The 14,832-nt window shown below is 68.7% G+C and carries 18 protein-coding genes; 12 read left to right on the top strand and 6 right to left on the bottom strand.

Features of this window, described 5'->3' with window-relative positions; genetic code table 11:
* The first annotated feature begins 102 nt into the window (after positions 1 to 102).
* The 8 genes from G6N67_RS06065 (at position 103) to G6N67_RS06030 (ending at position 5,959) form a co-directional block, all read left to right on the top strand.
* Complete coding sequence (locus tag G6N67_RS06065; RefSeq protein WP_230023694.1) at positions 103 to 633, top strand: hypothetical protein; 531 nt, start codon at positions 103 to 105, stop codon at positions 631 to 633.
* A gap of 103 nt (positions 634 to 736) precedes the next feature.
* Complete coding sequence (locus G6N67_RS06060) at positions 737 to 1,171, top strand: VOC family protein (protein WP_036433590.1); 435 nt, start codon at positions 737 to 739, stop codon at positions 1,169 to 1,171.
* A 95-nt stretch (positions 1,172 to 1,266) separates the two neighbouring features.
* The gene (locus G6N67_RS06055) at positions 1,267 to 2,130 is read left to right on the top strand and encodes a phosphoribosyltransferase family protein (RefSeq protein ID WP_051578788.1); all 864 of its coding nucleotides are present in this window, start codon (positions 1,267 to 1,269) and stop codon (positions 2,128 to 2,130) included.
* Between the two features lie 2 nt (positions 2,131 to 2,132).
* Positions 2,133 to 3,677, top strand: coding sequence for a nicotinate phosphoribosyltransferase (locus tag G6N67_RS06050; protein WP_081812552.1), 1,545 nt, complete (start codon positions 2,133 to 2,135; stop codon positions 3,675 to 3,677).
* Between the two features lie 12 nt (positions 3,678 to 3,689).
* Positions 3,690 to 4,373, top strand: a complete 684-nt coding sequence (locus G6N67_RS06045) for an NUDIX hydrolase (protein WP_051578789.1) — start codon at positions 3,690 to 3,692, stop codon at positions 4,371 to 4,373.
* 94 nt (positions 4,374 to 4,467) lie between these two features.
* Positions 4,468 to 5,031 carry a YdcF family protein gene (locus tag G6N67_RS06040; RefSeq protein ID WP_370466177.1) on the top strand — a complete coding sequence of 188 codons (564 nt, stop codon included), beginning with the start codon at positions 4,468 to 4,470 and terminating at the stop codon, positions 5,029 to 5,031.
* Between the two features lie 48 nt (positions 5,032 to 5,079).
* Complete coding sequence (locus G6N67_RS06035; RefSeq protein ID WP_036433591.1) at positions 5,080 to 5,334, top strand: hypothetical protein; 255 nt, start codon at positions 5,080 to 5,082, stop codon at positions 5,332 to 5,334.
* 19 nt (positions 5,335 to 5,353) lie between these two features.
* Positions 5,354 to 5,959, top strand: a complete 606-nt coding sequence (locus tag G6N67_RS06030; protein ID WP_036433592.1) for a TetR/AcrR family transcriptional regulator — start codon at positions 5,354 to 5,356, stop codon at positions 5,957 to 5,959.
* Between the two features lie 4 nt (positions 5,960 to 5,963).
* Here G6N67_RS06030 and hxlB read toward each other — a convergent pair whose 3' ends face one another.
* The 5 genes from hxlB to G6N67_RS06005 are packed head-to-tail and all read right to left on the bottom strand — an operon-like array spanning position 5,964 to position 10,210.
* On the bottom strand, positions 5,964 to 6,521 hold the full coding sequence (gene hxlB / locus G6N67_RS06025) for a 6-phospho-3-hexuloisomerase (RefSeq protein WP_036433593.1): 558 nt from the start codon (positions 6,519 to 6,521) through the stop codon (positions 5,964 to 5,966).
* A complete protein-coding gene (locus tag G6N67_RS06020) occupies positions 6,518 to 7,147 on the bottom strand; it encodes an orotidine 5'-phosphate decarboxylase / HUMPS family protein (RefSeq protein WP_036433594.1) in 630 nt (209 codons plus the stop codon). The genes hxlB and G6N67_RS06020 overlap by 4 nt, the downstream gene beginning before the upstream one ends.
* Complete coding sequence (locus G6N67_RS06015) at positions 7,132 to 8,136, bottom strand: sugar kinase (RefSeq protein WP_036433595.1); 1,005 nt, start codon at positions 8,134 to 8,136, stop codon at positions 7,132 to 7,134. The genes G6N67_RS06020 and G6N67_RS06015 overlap by 16 nt, the downstream gene beginning before the upstream one ends.
* Positions 8,136 to 8,906, bottom strand: a complete 771-nt coding sequence (locus G6N67_RS06010) for a fumarylacetoacetate hydrolase family protein (RefSeq protein WP_036433596.1) — start codon at positions 8,904 to 8,906, stop codon at positions 8,136 to 8,138. Before G6N67_RS06010 ends, G6N67_RS06015 begins: the two co-directional genes overlap by 1 nt.
* Positions 8,903 to 10,210, bottom strand: a complete 1,308-nt coding sequence (locus G6N67_RS06005; RefSeq protein ID WP_051578791.1) for an MFS transporter — start codon at positions 10,208 to 10,210, stop codon at positions 8,903 to 8,905. The genes G6N67_RS06010 and G6N67_RS06005 overlap by 4 nt, the downstream gene beginning before the upstream one ends.
* Before the next feature lie 155 nt (positions 10,211 to 10,365).
* On the opposite strand from G6N67_RS06005, the gene G6N67_RS06000 reads away from it, so the two are divergent.
* The 4 genes from G6N67_RS06000 (at position 10,366) to G6N67_RS05985 (ending at position 14,357) form a co-directional block, all read left to right on the top strand.
* Entirely contained in the window at positions 10,366 to 11,151 is a 786-nt protein-coding gene (locus G6N67_RS06000) for an IclR family transcriptional regulator (RefSeq protein WP_036433597.1), read from the top strand.
* A 73-nt stretch (positions 11,152 to 11,224) separates the two neighbouring features.
* Positions 11,225 to 12,583, top strand: coding sequence for a cytochrome P450 (locus G6N67_RS05995; RefSeq protein ID WP_036433598.1), 1,359 nt, complete (start codon positions 11,225 to 11,227; stop codon positions 12,581 to 12,583).
* On the top strand, positions 12,580 to 13,497 hold the full coding sequence (locus tag G6N67_RS05990; RefSeq protein WP_036433599.1) for an alpha/beta fold hydrolase: 918 nt from the start codon (positions 12,580 to 12,582) through the stop codon (positions 13,495 to 13,497). The genes G6N67_RS05995 and G6N67_RS05990 overlap by 4 nt, the downstream gene beginning before the upstream one ends.
* The gene (locus tag G6N67_RS05985) at positions 13,494 to 14,357 is read left to right on the top strand and encodes an SDR family NAD(P)-dependent oxidoreductase (RefSeq protein WP_036433600.1); all 864 of its coding nucleotides are present in this window, start codon (positions 13,494 to 13,496) and stop codon (positions 14,355 to 14,357) included. The genes G6N67_RS05990 and G6N67_RS05985 overlap by 4 nt, the downstream gene beginning before the upstream one ends.
* Here G6N67_RS05985 and G6N67_RS05980 read toward each other — a convergent pair.
* Positions 14,354 to 14,830: a DUF2834 domain-containing protein gene (locus G6N67_RS05980; RefSeq protein ID WP_036433601.1), complete on the bottom strand. Its 477-nt coding sequence runs from the start codon at positions 14,828 to 14,830 to the stop codon at positions 14,354 to 14,356. The two genes, G6N67_RS05985 and G6N67_RS05980, sit on opposite strands and share 4 nt — an antisense overlap.
* Between the last annotated feature and the right edge of the window lie 2 nt (positions 14,831 to 14,832).

Raw genomic sequence — 14,832 nt, 5'->3', positions numbered from 1 at the left:
CGTGTTCGTTCGCTGACGCGGCGGTATCGAGCCCGGCGGCAGCCGACAAGAGCAGTTTGCTGCGCACTCGAGTCCAGCTGCGCGATGGATAGAATCCGCCGCATGCGTGTTGCCAGGGCCGTCGGGCATGTGAGCTGGTGGCTCTTCGTCGTCGCCCGGTTGATGTCGGAGCCGGGATGGACGATGGGCGGGATGCCGTGGCGCTACGCGGATTACAGCGACGGATCACTGTTCGGTTCCGGTCTGGGAAGTGCCGACTACGGCTGGACCGCCTACGAGCCGCTGACCACCCGGACGCCGTCGGCGTTCGCCGATCCGTTCTTCGCCGCGAACATCATCACGACCGTGATGCTGATCGCCCTGGCCGCGACTGTGATCGCGGCGCTGGTCGAGGCGATACTCGGGCGACGGTGGCGGGTAGGAGCCGCGACGGTGCTCGCGCCGGTGATCGGTGCGGCGATCATCTTGACCGCGCTGTACGAAAGGTCGGGGTTCCTGGGCGGTGGTCACCTCGATCTTCCGCCGCTCGTCGTGTTCGTACTGGTGCTGTTCGGCGTCGCGGTCCGCGAGGTGTGGAGCCGGGCGATCGCGCCGCGGCTGCTCGCTGCGGATCCCGGCACCACCGCGGAGTAGTCGATGAGCGTCATGACCCCGGCCCGATGAGTTCACGTGACGCCGGCGGTCTGCCCCTTCGACGGCGCTCGGTCTCGGACGCCGCGGACCGTAGGAGAAACCGATGCACACCACGATTCTCGTGAACCTGCCCGTCGCCGACATCGAGCGCTCGCGGAAGTTCTTCAGCGACCTCGGGTACAGCTTCAACGAGACGTTCTCGGGGCCAGCCGCGGTGACAGTGGTGCTCGGCGAGAACCGGTACGCGATGCTGGTCCAGCGCGACGCTTTCGATGCGCTGCACCCCGTCGAGACCGCGGACGCCTCGAAGGTGAAGGAGTGTGTCGTCTGCCTCGGCGTCGACAGCCGTGAGGACGTGGACGCTTTGGTGGACCGTGCCCTCGCCGCGGGTGGCACGGCGGGAGACAGCGAGGATCACGGCGACATGTACGGCCGCAGCTTCAATGACCCGGACGGACACTCCTGGCAGATCTTCTGGGTGGACCCTGTCGCCGCGGCCGCGGACCGCGAGGAGTTGGACGTGAGCAGCCGAGGATAACGCCCCGCCAGTACCGGCCCATGCCAAAAGTTCCTGGTCAACCAGCCAGGAAAAGATATGGGCAGATATGCCCGTATCTCTGTTAGGCTTCAGGCATGAGCCTGAGCTTCCACACCTTCGATCCCGCCACCCGGCGGCTCGCCCCCGCGAACGGAGCCGTCGAGGCCTACCCCGGCGGTGACGTCGCCGTGCGCCACCTCCAACCGGCGCCCGCGGGCCGGCGTCCGGTCGCCTGGAACACCGGCGGGGCGCTCGACTTCGCCGCGCTCGCGCAGTGGGTCGCGTTCCACGAAGGCTCGCACCCGGTCCTGGTCATGCCGTACCTGCCGTCCGCGCGTGGCGATCACGACGCGACCTACGACGCGCAGGGGGTCGCGCGGCTGACTGCCGCCACCGGGATTCGTGACGTGATCGCGGTCGATCCGCACTCCGACGCCTGGTCTTCAGTGGCTGCGGACCACGGCACCACGGTGCACGCCGTCGGCGCCACCCAGCTCATCGCCGCGTCGCCCCTGGCCGCCATGACCTGGGACGCCGTCATCGCTCCCGACAAAGGCGCAGTCGACCGCGCCGGTGCGGTCGCGCGCTGGTTCGGCGTACCCCTGCTGACCGCGGGCAAGGTGCGCGACCCGAAGACGGGCGCGCTGTCGGGCTTCACCGCACCGGGCGGCCTTACACCGGGCCGGTACCTGCTCGTCGACGACATCTGTGACGGCGGAGGCACTTTCGCCGGCCTGGCACACGCAATCTGCAATTCGGAGCCCGCCGCCGAACTGCACCTGTGGGTGACACACGGGCTGTTCACCGGGCGGTGGCGCCAGAACCTCTTGCCCAACTTCGCGTCGATCACGGCCGCGAACACCACCCCCGTAGTCGACCCCGACGCCTTGCCGGCCGAAGTCCGGCAGGTGCCCCTGATCGAACACGTCGTGTCCATACTCACCGAAATGGAGCGCTGATCATGAGCTTCAATCCCCGCAACTACAGCCAGGGCACGCTTGATGCGCTCGCCGTGCTGATGGAGACCGACGCGTACAAGTTGGACCACCGCAGGCAGTACCCGGACCGCACCGAGTTCGTCTATTCCAACCTCACCGCGCGTGGCAGCCGCGTAGCAGGCGTCGACTGGACGGTGTTCTTCGGCCTGCAGGCCTACCTGACCGACCTCGCGGCGCGTTGGCAGACCTTCTTCGACGCCGATGCCGATGAGGTGTGCCGCGCCTACGAGGAACGCGTCACCGACATCCTCGGCCCCAACGGCGTTGGCTCCGAGCACATTCGCGAGCTACACGGCTACGGCCGGCTGCCGCTGCGGTTCCGGGCGTTGCCCGAGGGAACTGTCACGCCGCTCGGCATCCCGTACCTCACGGTCGAGAACACCGACCCGCGGTTCTTCTGGCTGACCAACTACATCGAGACCGACCTGTCGGCCGCGTTGTGGCAGCCCATCACGTCGGCCACCACGGCGTGGCGCAACCGGTGCCTGCTCGACGCGCGTGCCGCGGCTTCCGGCGTCGACCCGGCCGCCGTCGACTGGCAGGGTCACGATTTCTCGGCGCGCGGCATGGCAGGCATGGCTGCGGCGTCGGTCAGCGGCGCCGCGCACCTGCTGAGCTTCACCGGCACCGATTCCCTGTCGGCGCTCGGCTGGATCGATCGGTGCTATCCGGGGTCGCCCGCCGGAACCGTGCTCGGCGGATCGGTTCCGGCGACCGAGCACTCGGTGATGACCGCGAACGGGCCCGACGGTGAACTGGCGACGTTCGAGCGGCTGCTGGACCTGTATCCGGCGGGCATCGTCTCGGTGGTCAGTGACAGCTGGGATCTGTGGCAGGTGATGACCGAGTTTCTGCCTGCGCTCAGGCAGAAGATCATGGCGCGTGACGGCAAGCTCGTGATCCGCCCGGACTCGGGCGATCCCGAGCTGATCCTGTGCGGCGACCCGGCTGCGCCGGCGGGCAGCCCGCAGCGCAAGGGCGTGGTGAACCTGCTGGCGGAGACGTTCGGCACCACCGTGAACGCCGCAGGTTTCCGGGAGCTCGACCCGCACGTCGGCGTGATCTACGGCGACTCGATCAACTTCGAGCGGGCTGACGCGATCACCGCGAGCCTCATGCGCCAGGGCTACGTTTCGACGACGCCGGTGTTCGGATTCGGCTCCTACACATACCAATTCGTCACCCGGGATACGTTCTCGCTCGCGGTCAAGGCGACCTGGGTGCAGGTGGACGGCCAAGGCCGCGACATATTCAAGGATCCGGTCACCGATTCGGGCACCAAGCGCTCGGCGCGTGGCAGGCTCGCGGTGCTGGGCGGTATGGACGGCTCGCTGGCGCTGGTGCAGCAGGCTACGGCCGACCAGGAGGCCAATTCGCGCTTGCGCACTGTCTTCGAGGACGGCGTATTCCTCAGTGTCCCTGTGACATTCGCCGGTGTGCGCGCCGAGTTGCGCGCAAGCTGGGCGTGGATGCGCGCCACGCTGCCCCGCGAGGAGCACGCGGCATGACAGAGTTGGTGCGTGCCCACGCAACCCGAAGACGATCGCCGCACCTGGCTTTCGGTGGACCTCGTGGCGATCACCGACGACCCGGACGACCCGGCCCTGGTGCTCTATCGCCGCGAGCGTGCCCCGCATGCCGGCGAGCTGTCACTGCCGGGCGCGGTGATGGACACCGCCAAGGGGCAGACGGTCGCGCAGACGGCGACGTGGATCGCCGCCGAGCGCGCGCACGCCCAGGTGGTCAGCGGTACGGAGCCGTTTCCGATCAGCGTGGTGTCCGACCCGGGCCGCGACGAGCGCGGCCACACGGTGTCGTTGGTGTGTCTGACCCGGGTGCATACGCCGGACCCGCGCGCCGTGCTGGTGGGGGCCCAGGACCGGATTCCTGACGCGATGCCGTTCGGGCACACTCCGATGCTCGCCGCGGCGGCGCGGCGCGCATTCGACGGGCTGTTCACCGACCCCGCCGTGGCTCACGCCCTCGTGTCCGCCGACGCTGCGCACGGCACCACGGTCACCGGGCTGTGGTCGACCCTGCGGCTGCTGCACCATCTGGCCGGCGGCGATCCGGAGGAGGCGCCGACGCCGGAGGCGGTGCGTCGGCGCCGATCCCGGACGACGGTGCTGGTTGCGGGCCGGAAGGTGGCTGCGGTGACGCGGCCCGAGACGGTGTTCGTGAGCGCAGGTCTGGCCGAAAGTTAACAGAAGGCACACTGCGCCTCACGCACCCTATCTGTAACATCGCCCTCAGCGGCATCGATAATCACGCGTGTCGCAATCTTCTGGGGGTGAGATCGTGCGGAGAGTGCTCGCGGCAACGGCACTCGCGGTGGCTCTGGTGTGCGGCGTGACCACGCCGATCGCTTACGCGGCGCCGCCCGTCGCGTCCAAGGACTTCACCAAGCCGGCCATCGTCATCCTGGGTTACGGCCTCAAACCCGACGGCTCGATGCGCACGATCCTCTACCACCGCGTGCTGACCGGGCTCACCATCGCACAGGCGTTCCCGCAGTCGCCCATCATCGTCACCGGCGGCAACCCCCAGAACGGTCAGACCGAGGCTGCGCAGATGCGCAATCTGCTTCTCATGCTTGGCTTTCCGGCCAATCGCATCATCGTCGAGGACCGGGCCAACAGTACTGTCCAGAACGCCCAGTTCTCGGTCCCGTTGGCCAAGAAGGCGGGCACGTCGGGCATCATCCTGGTGACCTCGTCGACGCATCAGGGCCGCGCCGACCAGAACTTCGCCGACGCAGGCGGCAACATCCTGGCCACGGTCAGCTTCCCGGACGGCAATCCGTCGGTGAACATCGCCCAATTCGTGCGCGATGTTCTCAGCCCGTTGACGCCAATCGGCTGAAAAACAGGTCTACGCTGCGAAGACGGGGCCTGAGAAAGCGTGACGGACATGGCCGGTCAGGTGATATGGCGCGTCGTCATATGCTGCTGGGCCCTTGCGACGGTCGCCGCGCCCGCAGCGGTCGCCGAGCCGGCCGACAGCGATCCGACGGGCGTGCGCTCGGGCGGGCCTGTCCCCACGGTCAACGGCGTGCCGTGCGTGGCCGGTCACCTCGGCACCTGCCTGGGTTTCCTGCAGAACCAGCCCGACGCCGATCCGGCGCCGCGCACCGGTATCGGACACAGTCCCACCGTGCGCCGCTGAGCTAGCATGGCAGGCCGTTATGACTAGTGCCGCGCCGGCCGTCGAGGCCGATAAGAGCGACTTCCGGGAACGCCTGCTCGACGCGTTGGAGCAATCCATCGTCGAGGACGGCTATCAGAAGACCACAGTCGCCGACATCGTGCGCCGCGCGCGCACCTCCCGGCGGACCTTCTACGAGCATTTCGCCAGTCGCGAGGAATGCTTCGTGGCCTTGCTGACCGCGGCGAACGCCGAGCAGGTGCGTCAGATCGCGGCCGCGGTCGACCCGCACGCACCGTGGCGCAGCCAGGTGCGCCAGGCCATCGAGGCGTGGATCGCGTCGGGGGAGGCGCATCCCGAGTTGATGTTGAGCTGGATCCGCGATGTGCCCGCGCTCGGGAAGACGGCGCGGGCGCTGCAGCGCGAGGCCATGGAGAACTTCATCACCATGGTCCGGGCGATGAGCGACACCGACGAATTCCACACGGCGGGCATCGCGATCTCGCGACCCCGCGTCATCATGCTGCTCGGCGGATTACGTGAGTTGACGGCGATCACGGTCGAGAACGGGGGCCGGATGAGTGACATCACCGAGGAGGCGGTGGCCGCCTCGCTCGCGCTGCTCGAACCGCAAGTTCCCCGTTAGCGCGCTATTCGGTGTTGGCGTGGGCCGCGCGGGCAGCCGCGTTGTCGACGTCGCGCAGCATGGCCAGCCGCAGGCATACCGCGTCGAAGACGATGTGGCAGACCTGATCGAACAAGCTCGACAGCGGCTGGATGGTCGCGGCCTCACCGGGTTTCCGGTATTTCGTGGCAGCGGGCACATGAACGACGGTCGCCGCGGCGGCCGCCAGCGGCGAATCAGGATCGGTGGTCACCGCGATCACCCGCCCCCCGACCGCGTTGGCCTGCTGGGCCGCCCGCACGGTGCTCGCGGTGGTGCCCGACCCGGACACCGCGACGAGCAGATCCGCGCTGCCCAGGGCGGGGGTGGTGGTCTCGCCGACGACGTGGACGGGCACGCCGAGGTGCATGAGCCGCATCGCGAAGGCCTTGGCCATGAAGCCTGAGCGGCCTTCACCCGCCACCACGACATGACGGGCCGCGTTGAGCTCGCCGGCAACGATGTCGAGCGAGGCGTAGTCGAAAGTGTCCAGCACGCCCTGTATTTCGCCGAGAATCGTGGACACCAATTCCGGGCTGTTCATCGCAGCACCTCCGCTCCGGCGGCCGCGCGCAGTTCCTGCACGGCGGCCAGTGGATCAGGTCTGGACGTCACCGCCGAGCCGACGATGACGCGGATGTCGGTGCCCGCCAACGCGGGCATGTCGGCAACGCCGAGACCGCCTGCCACAGCGATCCGTCGCCCTTGCGCCCACGGTCCCAACTGCGCGAGCGGGCTGGCGCCCGCGGCCTGCACGTCCTTGCTGACGTGTGCGGCCAGCACCACGTCGGCGGGCAGCCGCCCGGCCAACGCGGCGCGCCCCGCCGCGTCGAGGCCCATGAGGTCGACGACGAGTTCGCGGTCGCGCGCGCGGGCGACCTGGACGGCGGTGTCGATGGTCGCGGCCGGGGCCAGCCCAAGCACGGTCGCGGACCGGGCGCCGGCGTCGTAGGCCATCGTCAGCTCCCAGCGCGCATCGTCGGCGGTCTTGAGATCCGCCAGCACCGGGGTGTCCCCCGCGGCGTCGGCCACTGCGGCCAGAAACGCCGCGCCGTCGCGCTTGATCATCGAGGTGCCGACTTCGATCCAGTCGACGTGCGGTGCCACGGCGGCGACGATGTCGAGTGCGGTCGCTGCGGGCATGCGGTCCAGGGCTATCTGGAGTTCCATGCGGAAACGGTTCCTTTCCGTCGGGTGGGTTCGCAGTGTGGTCGGGCGGCGGCGAGAAACGCCTCAAGTGCGGTGCGGGTCGGCAATCCGTCCTTGTCTCCGGGGGAGGTGGTGGCCAGGGCGCCGACGGCGCTGGCCCGGGCCAGCGCGGCGTCGGGTGCCAGGCCGTCGAGGTGTGCGCTGATCAGGCCGGCCGCGAATCCGTCACCGGCACCGACCGTGTCGACGACGGTGACGGGAAAGACGGGGCGCCGCCACACACCGTCGGCGGTGTGGAGGGCTGAACCGCGGCACCCGTCCTTGATGACGACGCGCGAAACACCTTGCTGTAGATAGTGTTCAGCGACTCCGGACTCGGTGGCGGCGCCCGTCAGCAGCACTCCTTCGGCCAGACCCGGCATGACCCAGTCGCAGCGGTGCGCCATGTCGTTGATCACTGCCGTCATCTCCGCCTCTGAATGCCACAGTGCCGGACGCAGATTCGGGTCGAACGAGATGGTGGCTCCGGCGCTGCGGGCCACCTCGACGGCGTGGAACGCGAACGTGCGGGTGGTCTCGGACAGGGCCAACGGAATGCCGGTGAGGTGCAGGTGCCGGGCGCCGGCCAGATAGGTGTCGGCGGCCTCGGTCGGCGCCAACCGGCTGCCGGCCGAGTTCTTGCGGAAGTAGACGACTTCCGGATCACCGCCCTGGGCCATGCTTTTCAGTTGAAATCCGGTCGGAGCGGTGTCGTCGACGCCGACCAGTGACACGTCGACCCCTTCGGCGGCGAGTTGTTCGACGGCGAACTGCCCGATGGGATCGGCCCCGACCTTGCCGACCCAGCCCACGCGGTGTCCGAGCCGGGCCAGCCCGGTCACGACATTGGCTTCCGCGCCGGCCAGCGCCAGCTCGTAGCCGCGGACCCGGTGCAACGGCCCGGGTGAGGTGGCCATGAACATGCCCATCATCTCGCCGAAGGTGACCGCGTCGAGTGCATGTGGGCTCATCACGCGACCTCCCGCTGATCGTCGGCCGCGGCGACGGGGTTGTGGAGCTCGCCCACACCGGCGATGGTGGCGGTGACCGTCGACCCTGCGGTGATGGCGCCGGTGCCGCCCGGGGCTCCGGTGAGGACCACGTCGCCGGGATGAAGGGTCAGCACGCTCGTGACGTAGATCAGGCATTCGATCACCGAGCGGGCCAGGTCGGCGGTGCCCGCCGGGGCCAGCTCGATGCCGTCCACCCGGAGACCGACCGCCAGGTCGGCGGTGTCGAGGCCCGTGGCGATCCACGGTCCGAGTGGGGTCCAGCCGTCAAAACCCTTGGCGGCGAACCATAGTGGGTCGCTCTGCTGCAGGTCGCGGGCCGTCACGTCGTTGGCGACCGTGACACCGAGGATGTGGTCGGCGGCGTCGGCTGTGGTCAATCGGGTTGCGCTGCGGCCGATCACGACTGCCAGCTCGGCCTCGGCGTCGACCCGGCCGATCCCGGCCGGCAGCGGGATCGAAGCACCGGGCCCGGTGACCGTGGTGGCCGGCTTGAGAAACCCCTGCGGTGGCAGTCGCCGATCGGCCGATCCGGTGTTGTGTGCCATGCCGACCACGGTGCGCGGCGTAACCGGGGCGAGCAGCCGAGCCTGGTGCGCCGGCACCACGATTCCGGTGTGGCGCAAGCGGTGTGCGAACGGGTTGTCGATCAGCGCGTAGCCGTCGGCGTCGACCGTGGCGTGGTGGACACCGCCCGGATGGGCGATCCGGGCGATCCTGCGGGCGGTCACGCGGCGACCGGATGGTTGGCCGCGGCCGAGGTCGGCTTGGGCGCCTTGACCAGGAACATGATGGCCGCGGCAGCGAGCAGACAGGCCGCCATCAGCAGGAACGAGGCGTCGGTGGAGTTGGTGAGACCGTTGAGCCAGCCGACCAGGTAGCTGCCCGCGAAGCCGCCGACCGCGCCGAGCGAGTTGACCAGCGCGATGGACGGCGCGGCCTGATCACGGGGGAGCAGTTCGGGGATGTGGGCGAAGTAGGGCCCGTACGGGGCGTACATGCACGCGCCCGCCACGACCAGCAGGGCGAAGGCCACCAAGAAGTGATCGCCGGCAACGTAGGAGCCGTAGAAGGCGAGCCCACCGACCAGCAGCCACGGCCACACGCAGCGCGCGCGTCGTCCGGTCTTGTCCGAGACCCGTCCGTTGATCAGCATCGCGATCACCGCGAATGCATACGGGATGGCGGCGATCAGGCCGGTCGAGCCGATGCCCTGCCCCGTGCCGTTCTTGACGATCGACGGCAGCCAGAACACGAAACCGTAGATGCCGAGGCTCCACAGGAAATACTGGATGCTCAGCAGCACCACGTTGCGTGAGCGCAGGGCCTGCAGATAGCTTCCGGTCGACTTCTGGAATCCCCGCTGCTCGGCATCGAGAGTGTCGAGGAGCGTGCGCTTCTCGGTGTCATTGAGCCAGCGGGCCTGTTCGGGGCGGTCTTGCACGAGCTTGCGGAAGATGAAGGCCCACAGGATCGCAGGCAGACCTTCGATGATGAACATGCCACGCCACGACGTGGCCTCGATCAGGTAGCCCGACACCGCCGTGAGCCACAGCACGGTCACCGGGTTGCCCAGGATCAGGTAGGTGTTGGCGCGTCCGCGTTCGGCTTTGGTGAACCAGTGGGACAGGAAGATCACCATCGCGGGCAACACCGCGGCCTCGACGACGCCGATCAGGAACCGCACGATGATCAGCAGGGTCGCGCTGTGCAACAGGCCCTGCACGGTGGCGAGTGCGCCCCACAGGATCAGCGACCAGAAGATGAGGTTCTTGACGCTGCGGCGTTCGGCGTAGATCGCGCCGGGGATCTGGAACATGAAGTAGCCGAGGAAGAACGCGGCGCCGATGAGGGCCGAGATGCCGCTGGAGATGGCGAGGTCTTCCTTCATGCCGCCGGCGACGCCGACGGAGAAGTTCGATCGGTCGAGGTACGCCAGCGAGTAGGTGATGAACACGATCGGCAGCAGACGCGCCCAGCGCTGCGTGCCGATGACTTCTCCGCTGGAGGCGGGCGTGCTGGAGGTTTCGGCCACCGAGGACTCCTTTCAAGAGTTTTGACTTCCGCTATATGGAAGCAGCTTCCATAACATAGAACACACTGGCAGAGACGTGTGACCCACGTCAAGTGCTTCTTCCGAAGTGCGGATCTGGCTTCCATATAGCGGAAGCAGTGGGTTAGAGTGGCGACGTGACCAGCGCCGCGAAGGATCAGCCTGTCAGCCGCACCGACATGGTGGGCAAGGCGCTGCGCGTGATGCAGGCCATCGGCGCCGGCCCCCTCGACGGCAGAACGCTGACGGAGCTGGCCCGGGAGACCGGCTTTCCGTTGTCGACGGTGCACCGCCTGGTGGCGACGTTGGCACGGGAAGGCTATGTCGAATGCGACGAGCAGTCCAAGAGATACCGCATCGGCTTGACGGTCTTCGCTCTCGCACAACGTGTTTCAGAGGCGCGTGGCTATGACGGCGTGGCGCTGCCCGTGCTGCGGCGGCTGGCCGCCGAGACCAGGGAATCGACCTTGATGTCGGTGCTCGACGGGAGCAATCAGCTGTACCTGCACCACATCCACGGGCCACGCCAGATCAACGTGATCGGCGAACCGGGTACCCGCGGGCCGCTGCACTGCACGGCCATGGGCAAGGTGCTGGTGGCCTATGCGCCGCGTGCGCAGTCGGCGGAGCTGGTCGCGACGCTGGAGTTGCCGAAGCTCGGGCCCAACACCATCACTGAGCGGGACGCCTTCGCGGCCGAGATCGCCCGCGTGCACGCCACCGGCTACGCCATCGCCGACGAGGAGCATGAGCAGGGCATCGGAGCGGTCGGCGTCCCGGTGCTCGGTGCGGACGGAACCGCGATCGCCTCGATCTCGGTGGCCGGGCCGTCGTTCCGGCTCTCGCGCGACGACCTGGCCGCGATGGTGCCCGAGCTGACCGCGGCAGCGCACGAACTGGCCCTCAAGCTGCCCGCGCGGTAGCCCCGCTCCTTGCGCAACCCGGTACCCGCGCGTACCGTTGCCGGTACTTTGCAGTACCAAGACAGGGGGCGCCATGGCGCAAGCGACGACCGACCCGGTCCGACTGCCGCCCGGACCGCGCGTGCCGAAGGTGCTCATCGGGGCGGCATTCCTCACCGCGCGGCATCGCGCGCTCGCGGCCGTGGGCCGACGCTACGGCGGCGTGTTCACGGTCGATCTGCCGGTGTTCGGCGAGACCGTGGTGATCAGTGATCGCGCCCTGGTCAAGGAGCTGTTCAGCACGGGCGGCGATCTGGTGCACCGGGCCTCCAATCTCGGTGCCGTGCTCGGCCCGGGTTCGTCGTTCAGCCTTGACGGCGACGAGCATCGGGAGCGCCGCAAGCTGCTCGTGCCGCCGTTTCACGGCAAGCGCATGGTCGGCTACGAGGAGATCGTCGAAGACGAGGTGCTGCGCGAGATCGCGACCTGGCCCGAGGGCAGGGAGTTCCCGACGCTCGAACCCATGATGCGCATAACCCTCAACGCGAGCCTGCGGACGGTGTTCGGCGCGCAGGGCACCGCGTTCGACGAGCTGCGCAAGCTGCTGCCGCCGCTCGTGCCGCTAGCTTCGCGCATGGCGGTGTTGCCCTCGGCGCTGCGGCGCGATCTCGGTCCGTGGAGCCCGTGGGGCCGAGTCGTCCGGGGCCGTCGCCGGTACGACGAGATCATCGCGGAGCTGATCGCCGAGGCCAGGTCCGACCCGGCATTCGAAGAGCGCGCCGACGTGCTGGCGCTGATGCTGCATGCTCGGTACGACGACGGCTCCCCGATCGCCGACGCGCACATCGCCGACGAACTGCTCACCTTGTTGGCCGCGGGGCACGAGACGACGGCCACCACATTGTCGTGGGCGATCGAGCGACTGCGCAGACATCCCCGGCTGCTGGCGCGGCTGGCCGCGGAGGCCGACGCCGGCGGCTCGGAGCTGCGGCAGGCCACGATATGGGAGGTGCAGCGCACGCGCCCCGTCGTGGAGGCCACGCTGCGGTTCACCCGGGCTCGAATCAGGCTGGGGGAGTGGGTTGTACCCGATGACCGCACGGTGATCGTCAACATCGCCGCCGCACATGAATCGGAGCAGAGTTTCACCGATGCGGCCCGGTTCAACCCCGACCGGTTCCTCGGCACGAATCCCGACACCTACACCTGGATTCCCTACGGCGGCGGTATCCGGCGTTGTATCGGGGCGTCCTTCGCGAACATGGAGATGAATGTGACCCTGCGTACGCTGTTGCGCGAATTCGAGTTCGGCACCACGTATTCGGCCGGGGAGCGGCGCCACTCCCGCGGCATCGCGACCGCCCCGGCCCAGGGCGGGCGGGCCGTGGTGTACCGCAGGAGGGTCGCGTCGGTGTCGCCCGCCCGGAGCGACGCCGAGCAGGTGTCGGCATGACCGCGGATCAGCGCATCGTCGACGCCGGACGCGGAATCCGGTTGTGCTACGAGCAGTTCGGGGATCCGGCTGACCCGCCGATCGTGCTGATCGCGGGGCTGGGCCAGCAGCTGCACTCGTGGCCGCTGGGGTTTGTCACCGCGCTGGCGGATCGCGGGTACCGGGTCACCCGGTTCGACAATCGCGACGTCGGCAGGTCCAGCCACATGACGTTCCGCGCGCCGCATCCGGTGGCGATCCTGCGCGGCGGCAACGATTCCCGGCAGTATCATCTGGGCGACATGGCCCGCGACACCGTGGGCCTGCTCGACGCGCTCGGCTACCCCGATGCCCATTTGGTCGGAGTCTCGATGGGCGGCATGATCGCCCACACCGTCGCCGCGCACCATCCGGGCCGGGTGCGCACGCTCACGTCGATCATGTCCAACACCGGGGCTCCGCGCATCGGCAGGCCCGCACTGTCGACGTGGCTGCGGATGGCCACCCGGCGCCCGCCGCGCAACCGCGAAGAGGCCGTAGAAGGTGCGGTCAAGATGTTCCGGCACATCGGCTCTCACGGGTTCCCGTTCGATGAGGCGTGGGTGCGGGAGAAGGCGGGCACCGACTGGGATCGCGATCAGAGCCAGGCGGGGGTGGCCCGGCAACTGGCAGGGATCTTCGCGTCCGGTGACCGCACCGCCGAACTGGGGCAGATCGACGTGCCGACACTCGTGATCCACGGCGACCGGGACCGCATGGTCCATCCCACCGGCGGCGCCGCCACCGCGCGGGCGATCCCCGGTGCCCGGTTGGAGACCATCGTCGGTATGGGCCATGATCTTCCCGCGGGCGCCTGGACCCGGCTGCTCGACCTCATCGCCGACCACACCACCTGGGCGCCCGTCACCCACACCGACCTCAAGGAGCAGCAGTGAGCAAGCGTCGCACCATCAGTGGCCGCACGGTCGTCATCACCGGGGCGGCCTCGGGCATCGGGCGTGCGCTCGCGCAGCGGCTCTCGGCGCACTCGTGCCCGGTGGCCATCGCCGACGTCGACGAGCGCGGCCTCAAGGAGACCGAGGCCAGCTTGCATGGGCCCACACTGACCCGGGTGCTCGACGTACGCGACGCCGACGCACAGCGCGACTTCGCCGGCGAGGTGCACGACTGGGCGCCGCAACCCATCGGCGCGGTGTTCAACAACGCCGGGGTCGCGGTCGCCACGAAAGTCCTCGAGGCAGTCGTCGAAGACGACAACTGGCTGTGGGACATCAACTTTCACGGTGTGGTCAACGGCACGCGGGCGTTTCTTCCGCTGCTCGTCGCGCAGGACGAGGGTGCGATCGTCAACACCTCAAGCGTGTTCGGGCTCGTCGGCATGCCGAACCAGAGCGCGTACTGCTCCGCCAAATTCGCAGTGCGCGGGTTCACCGACTCGCTGCGCCAGGAGCTGCGTGGCACCGGGGTGACGGCGATCAACGTGCACCCCGGCGGCATCAACACCAACATCGTGCGCAATGCGCGGTTCCACCAGGATCCCGAGGGGCTTGGACGCTCGAAGGAGCAGATGGCCGACGAGTTTGCCGCCATCACGCTGACCCAGCCCGACAAGGCGGCCGAGATCATCCACCGCGGGGTCGAGGCCGGCAAGGCGCGCATCCTGGTCGGCCCGGACGCCTACGTGCTCGACGCGCTCGCCCGCATCGCGCCGTCGCGGTACTACGACGTGATCGGGTTCGCGCAGTCCCGGCTGCGGAGCCGATCACGCAAGAGCCCGGCCGTCACGGCGGGTTAACCGACCGGCACCCCGGTCTGTTGGTGCCTGCGCTGGCGTTCGATGGTCGCGAAGTAGAACGCGAACGCGAACGCGAAGCTTGTGAACAGGCTGGACACGAAGAACAGCCACGGGTGCCGGATACCGCGGCGCAACCCGTCGACGATCGAAAACAGCGGCAGCAGAATGACGTTGGCGATCGTGTAGTCAGCGCTCGCGGAACTCGCGGCCGGGTTGGTGTAGCCGAGCTCGATGAACTCGGCCCAGCTGCCCGGTCCCCAGATCGGGTTGCCGCCCGCGACCGCGTACTGCGCGACGAACTGCGCGTTGAAGTACCAGCACAGCGGGATCGACGCGATGCCCACGGCGTAGAACGCCACCTCCATCGGCGAGAACGCCGGACCGGGTGGGCGGGAGAAGATCTGCGGATTGAGCCGGACGATGAGCGCGACGACGGCGATACCCAGGATCGCGTGAACGAGGAGAGACACCATTT

The organism is Mycolicibacterium mageritense, assembly GCF_010727475.1.
In the GTDB taxonomy this organism is placed as follows: domain Bacteria; phylum Actinomycetota; class Actinomycetes; order Mycobacteriales; family Mycobacteriaceae; genus Mycobacterium; species Mycobacterium mageritense.
This window is presented reverse-complemented; position numbering and strand designations above follow the sequence as displayed.

Excerpts from the sequence above, each read along its gene's own strand:
- G6N67_RS05980 (WP_036433601.1), bottom strand. The coding sequence starts at position 14,830 with ATGGTGTCTCTCCTCGTTCACGCGATCCTGGGTATCGCCGTCGTCGCG.
- G6N67_RS06015 (WP_036433595.1), bottom strand. The coding sequence starts at position 8,136 with ATGAGCCCACATGCACTCGACGCGGTCACCTTCGGCGAGATGATGGGC.
- G6N67_RS06035 (WP_036433591.1), top strand. The coding sequence starts at position 5,080 with ATGGCCGGTCAGGTGATATGGCGCGTCGTCATATGCTGCTGGGCCCTT.
- G6N67_RS06060 (WP_036433590.1), top strand. The coding sequence starts at position 737 with ATGCACACCACGATTCTCGTGAACCTGCCCGTCGCCGACATCGAGCGC.
- G6N67_RS06030 (WP_036433592.1), top strand. The coding sequence starts at position 5,354 with ATGACTAGTGCCGCGCCGGCCGTCGAGGCCGATAAGAGCGACTTCCGG.
- G6N67_RS06065 (WP_230023694.1), top strand. The coding sequence starts at position 103 with ATGCGTGTTGCCAGGGCCGTCGGGCATGTGAGCTGGTGGCTCTTCGTC.
- G6N67_RS05995 (WP_036433598.1), top strand. The coding sequence starts at position 11,225 with ATGGCGCAAGCGACGACCGACCCGGTCCGACTGCCGCCCGGACCGCGC.
- G6N67_RS06050 (WP_081812552.1), top strand. The coding sequence starts at position 2,133 with ATGAGCTTCAATCCCCGCAACTACAGCCAGGGCACGCTTGATGCGCTC.
- G6N67_RS05990 (WP_036433599.1), top strand. The coding sequence starts at position 12,580 with ATGACCGCGGATCAGCGCATCGTCGACGCCGGACGCGGAATCCGGTTG.
- G6N67_RS06055 (WP_051578788.1), top strand. The coding sequence starts at position 1,267 with ATGAGCCTGAGCTTCCACACCTTCGATCCCGCCACCCGGCGGCTCGCC.
- G6N67_RS06020 (WP_036433594.1), bottom strand. The coding sequence starts at position 7,147 with ATGGAACTCCAGATAGCCCTGGACCGCATGCCCGCAGCGACCGCACTC.
- hxlB (WP_036433593.1), bottom strand. The coding sequence starts at position 6,521 with ATGAACAGCCCGGAATTGGTGTCCACGATTCTCGGCGAAATACAGGGC.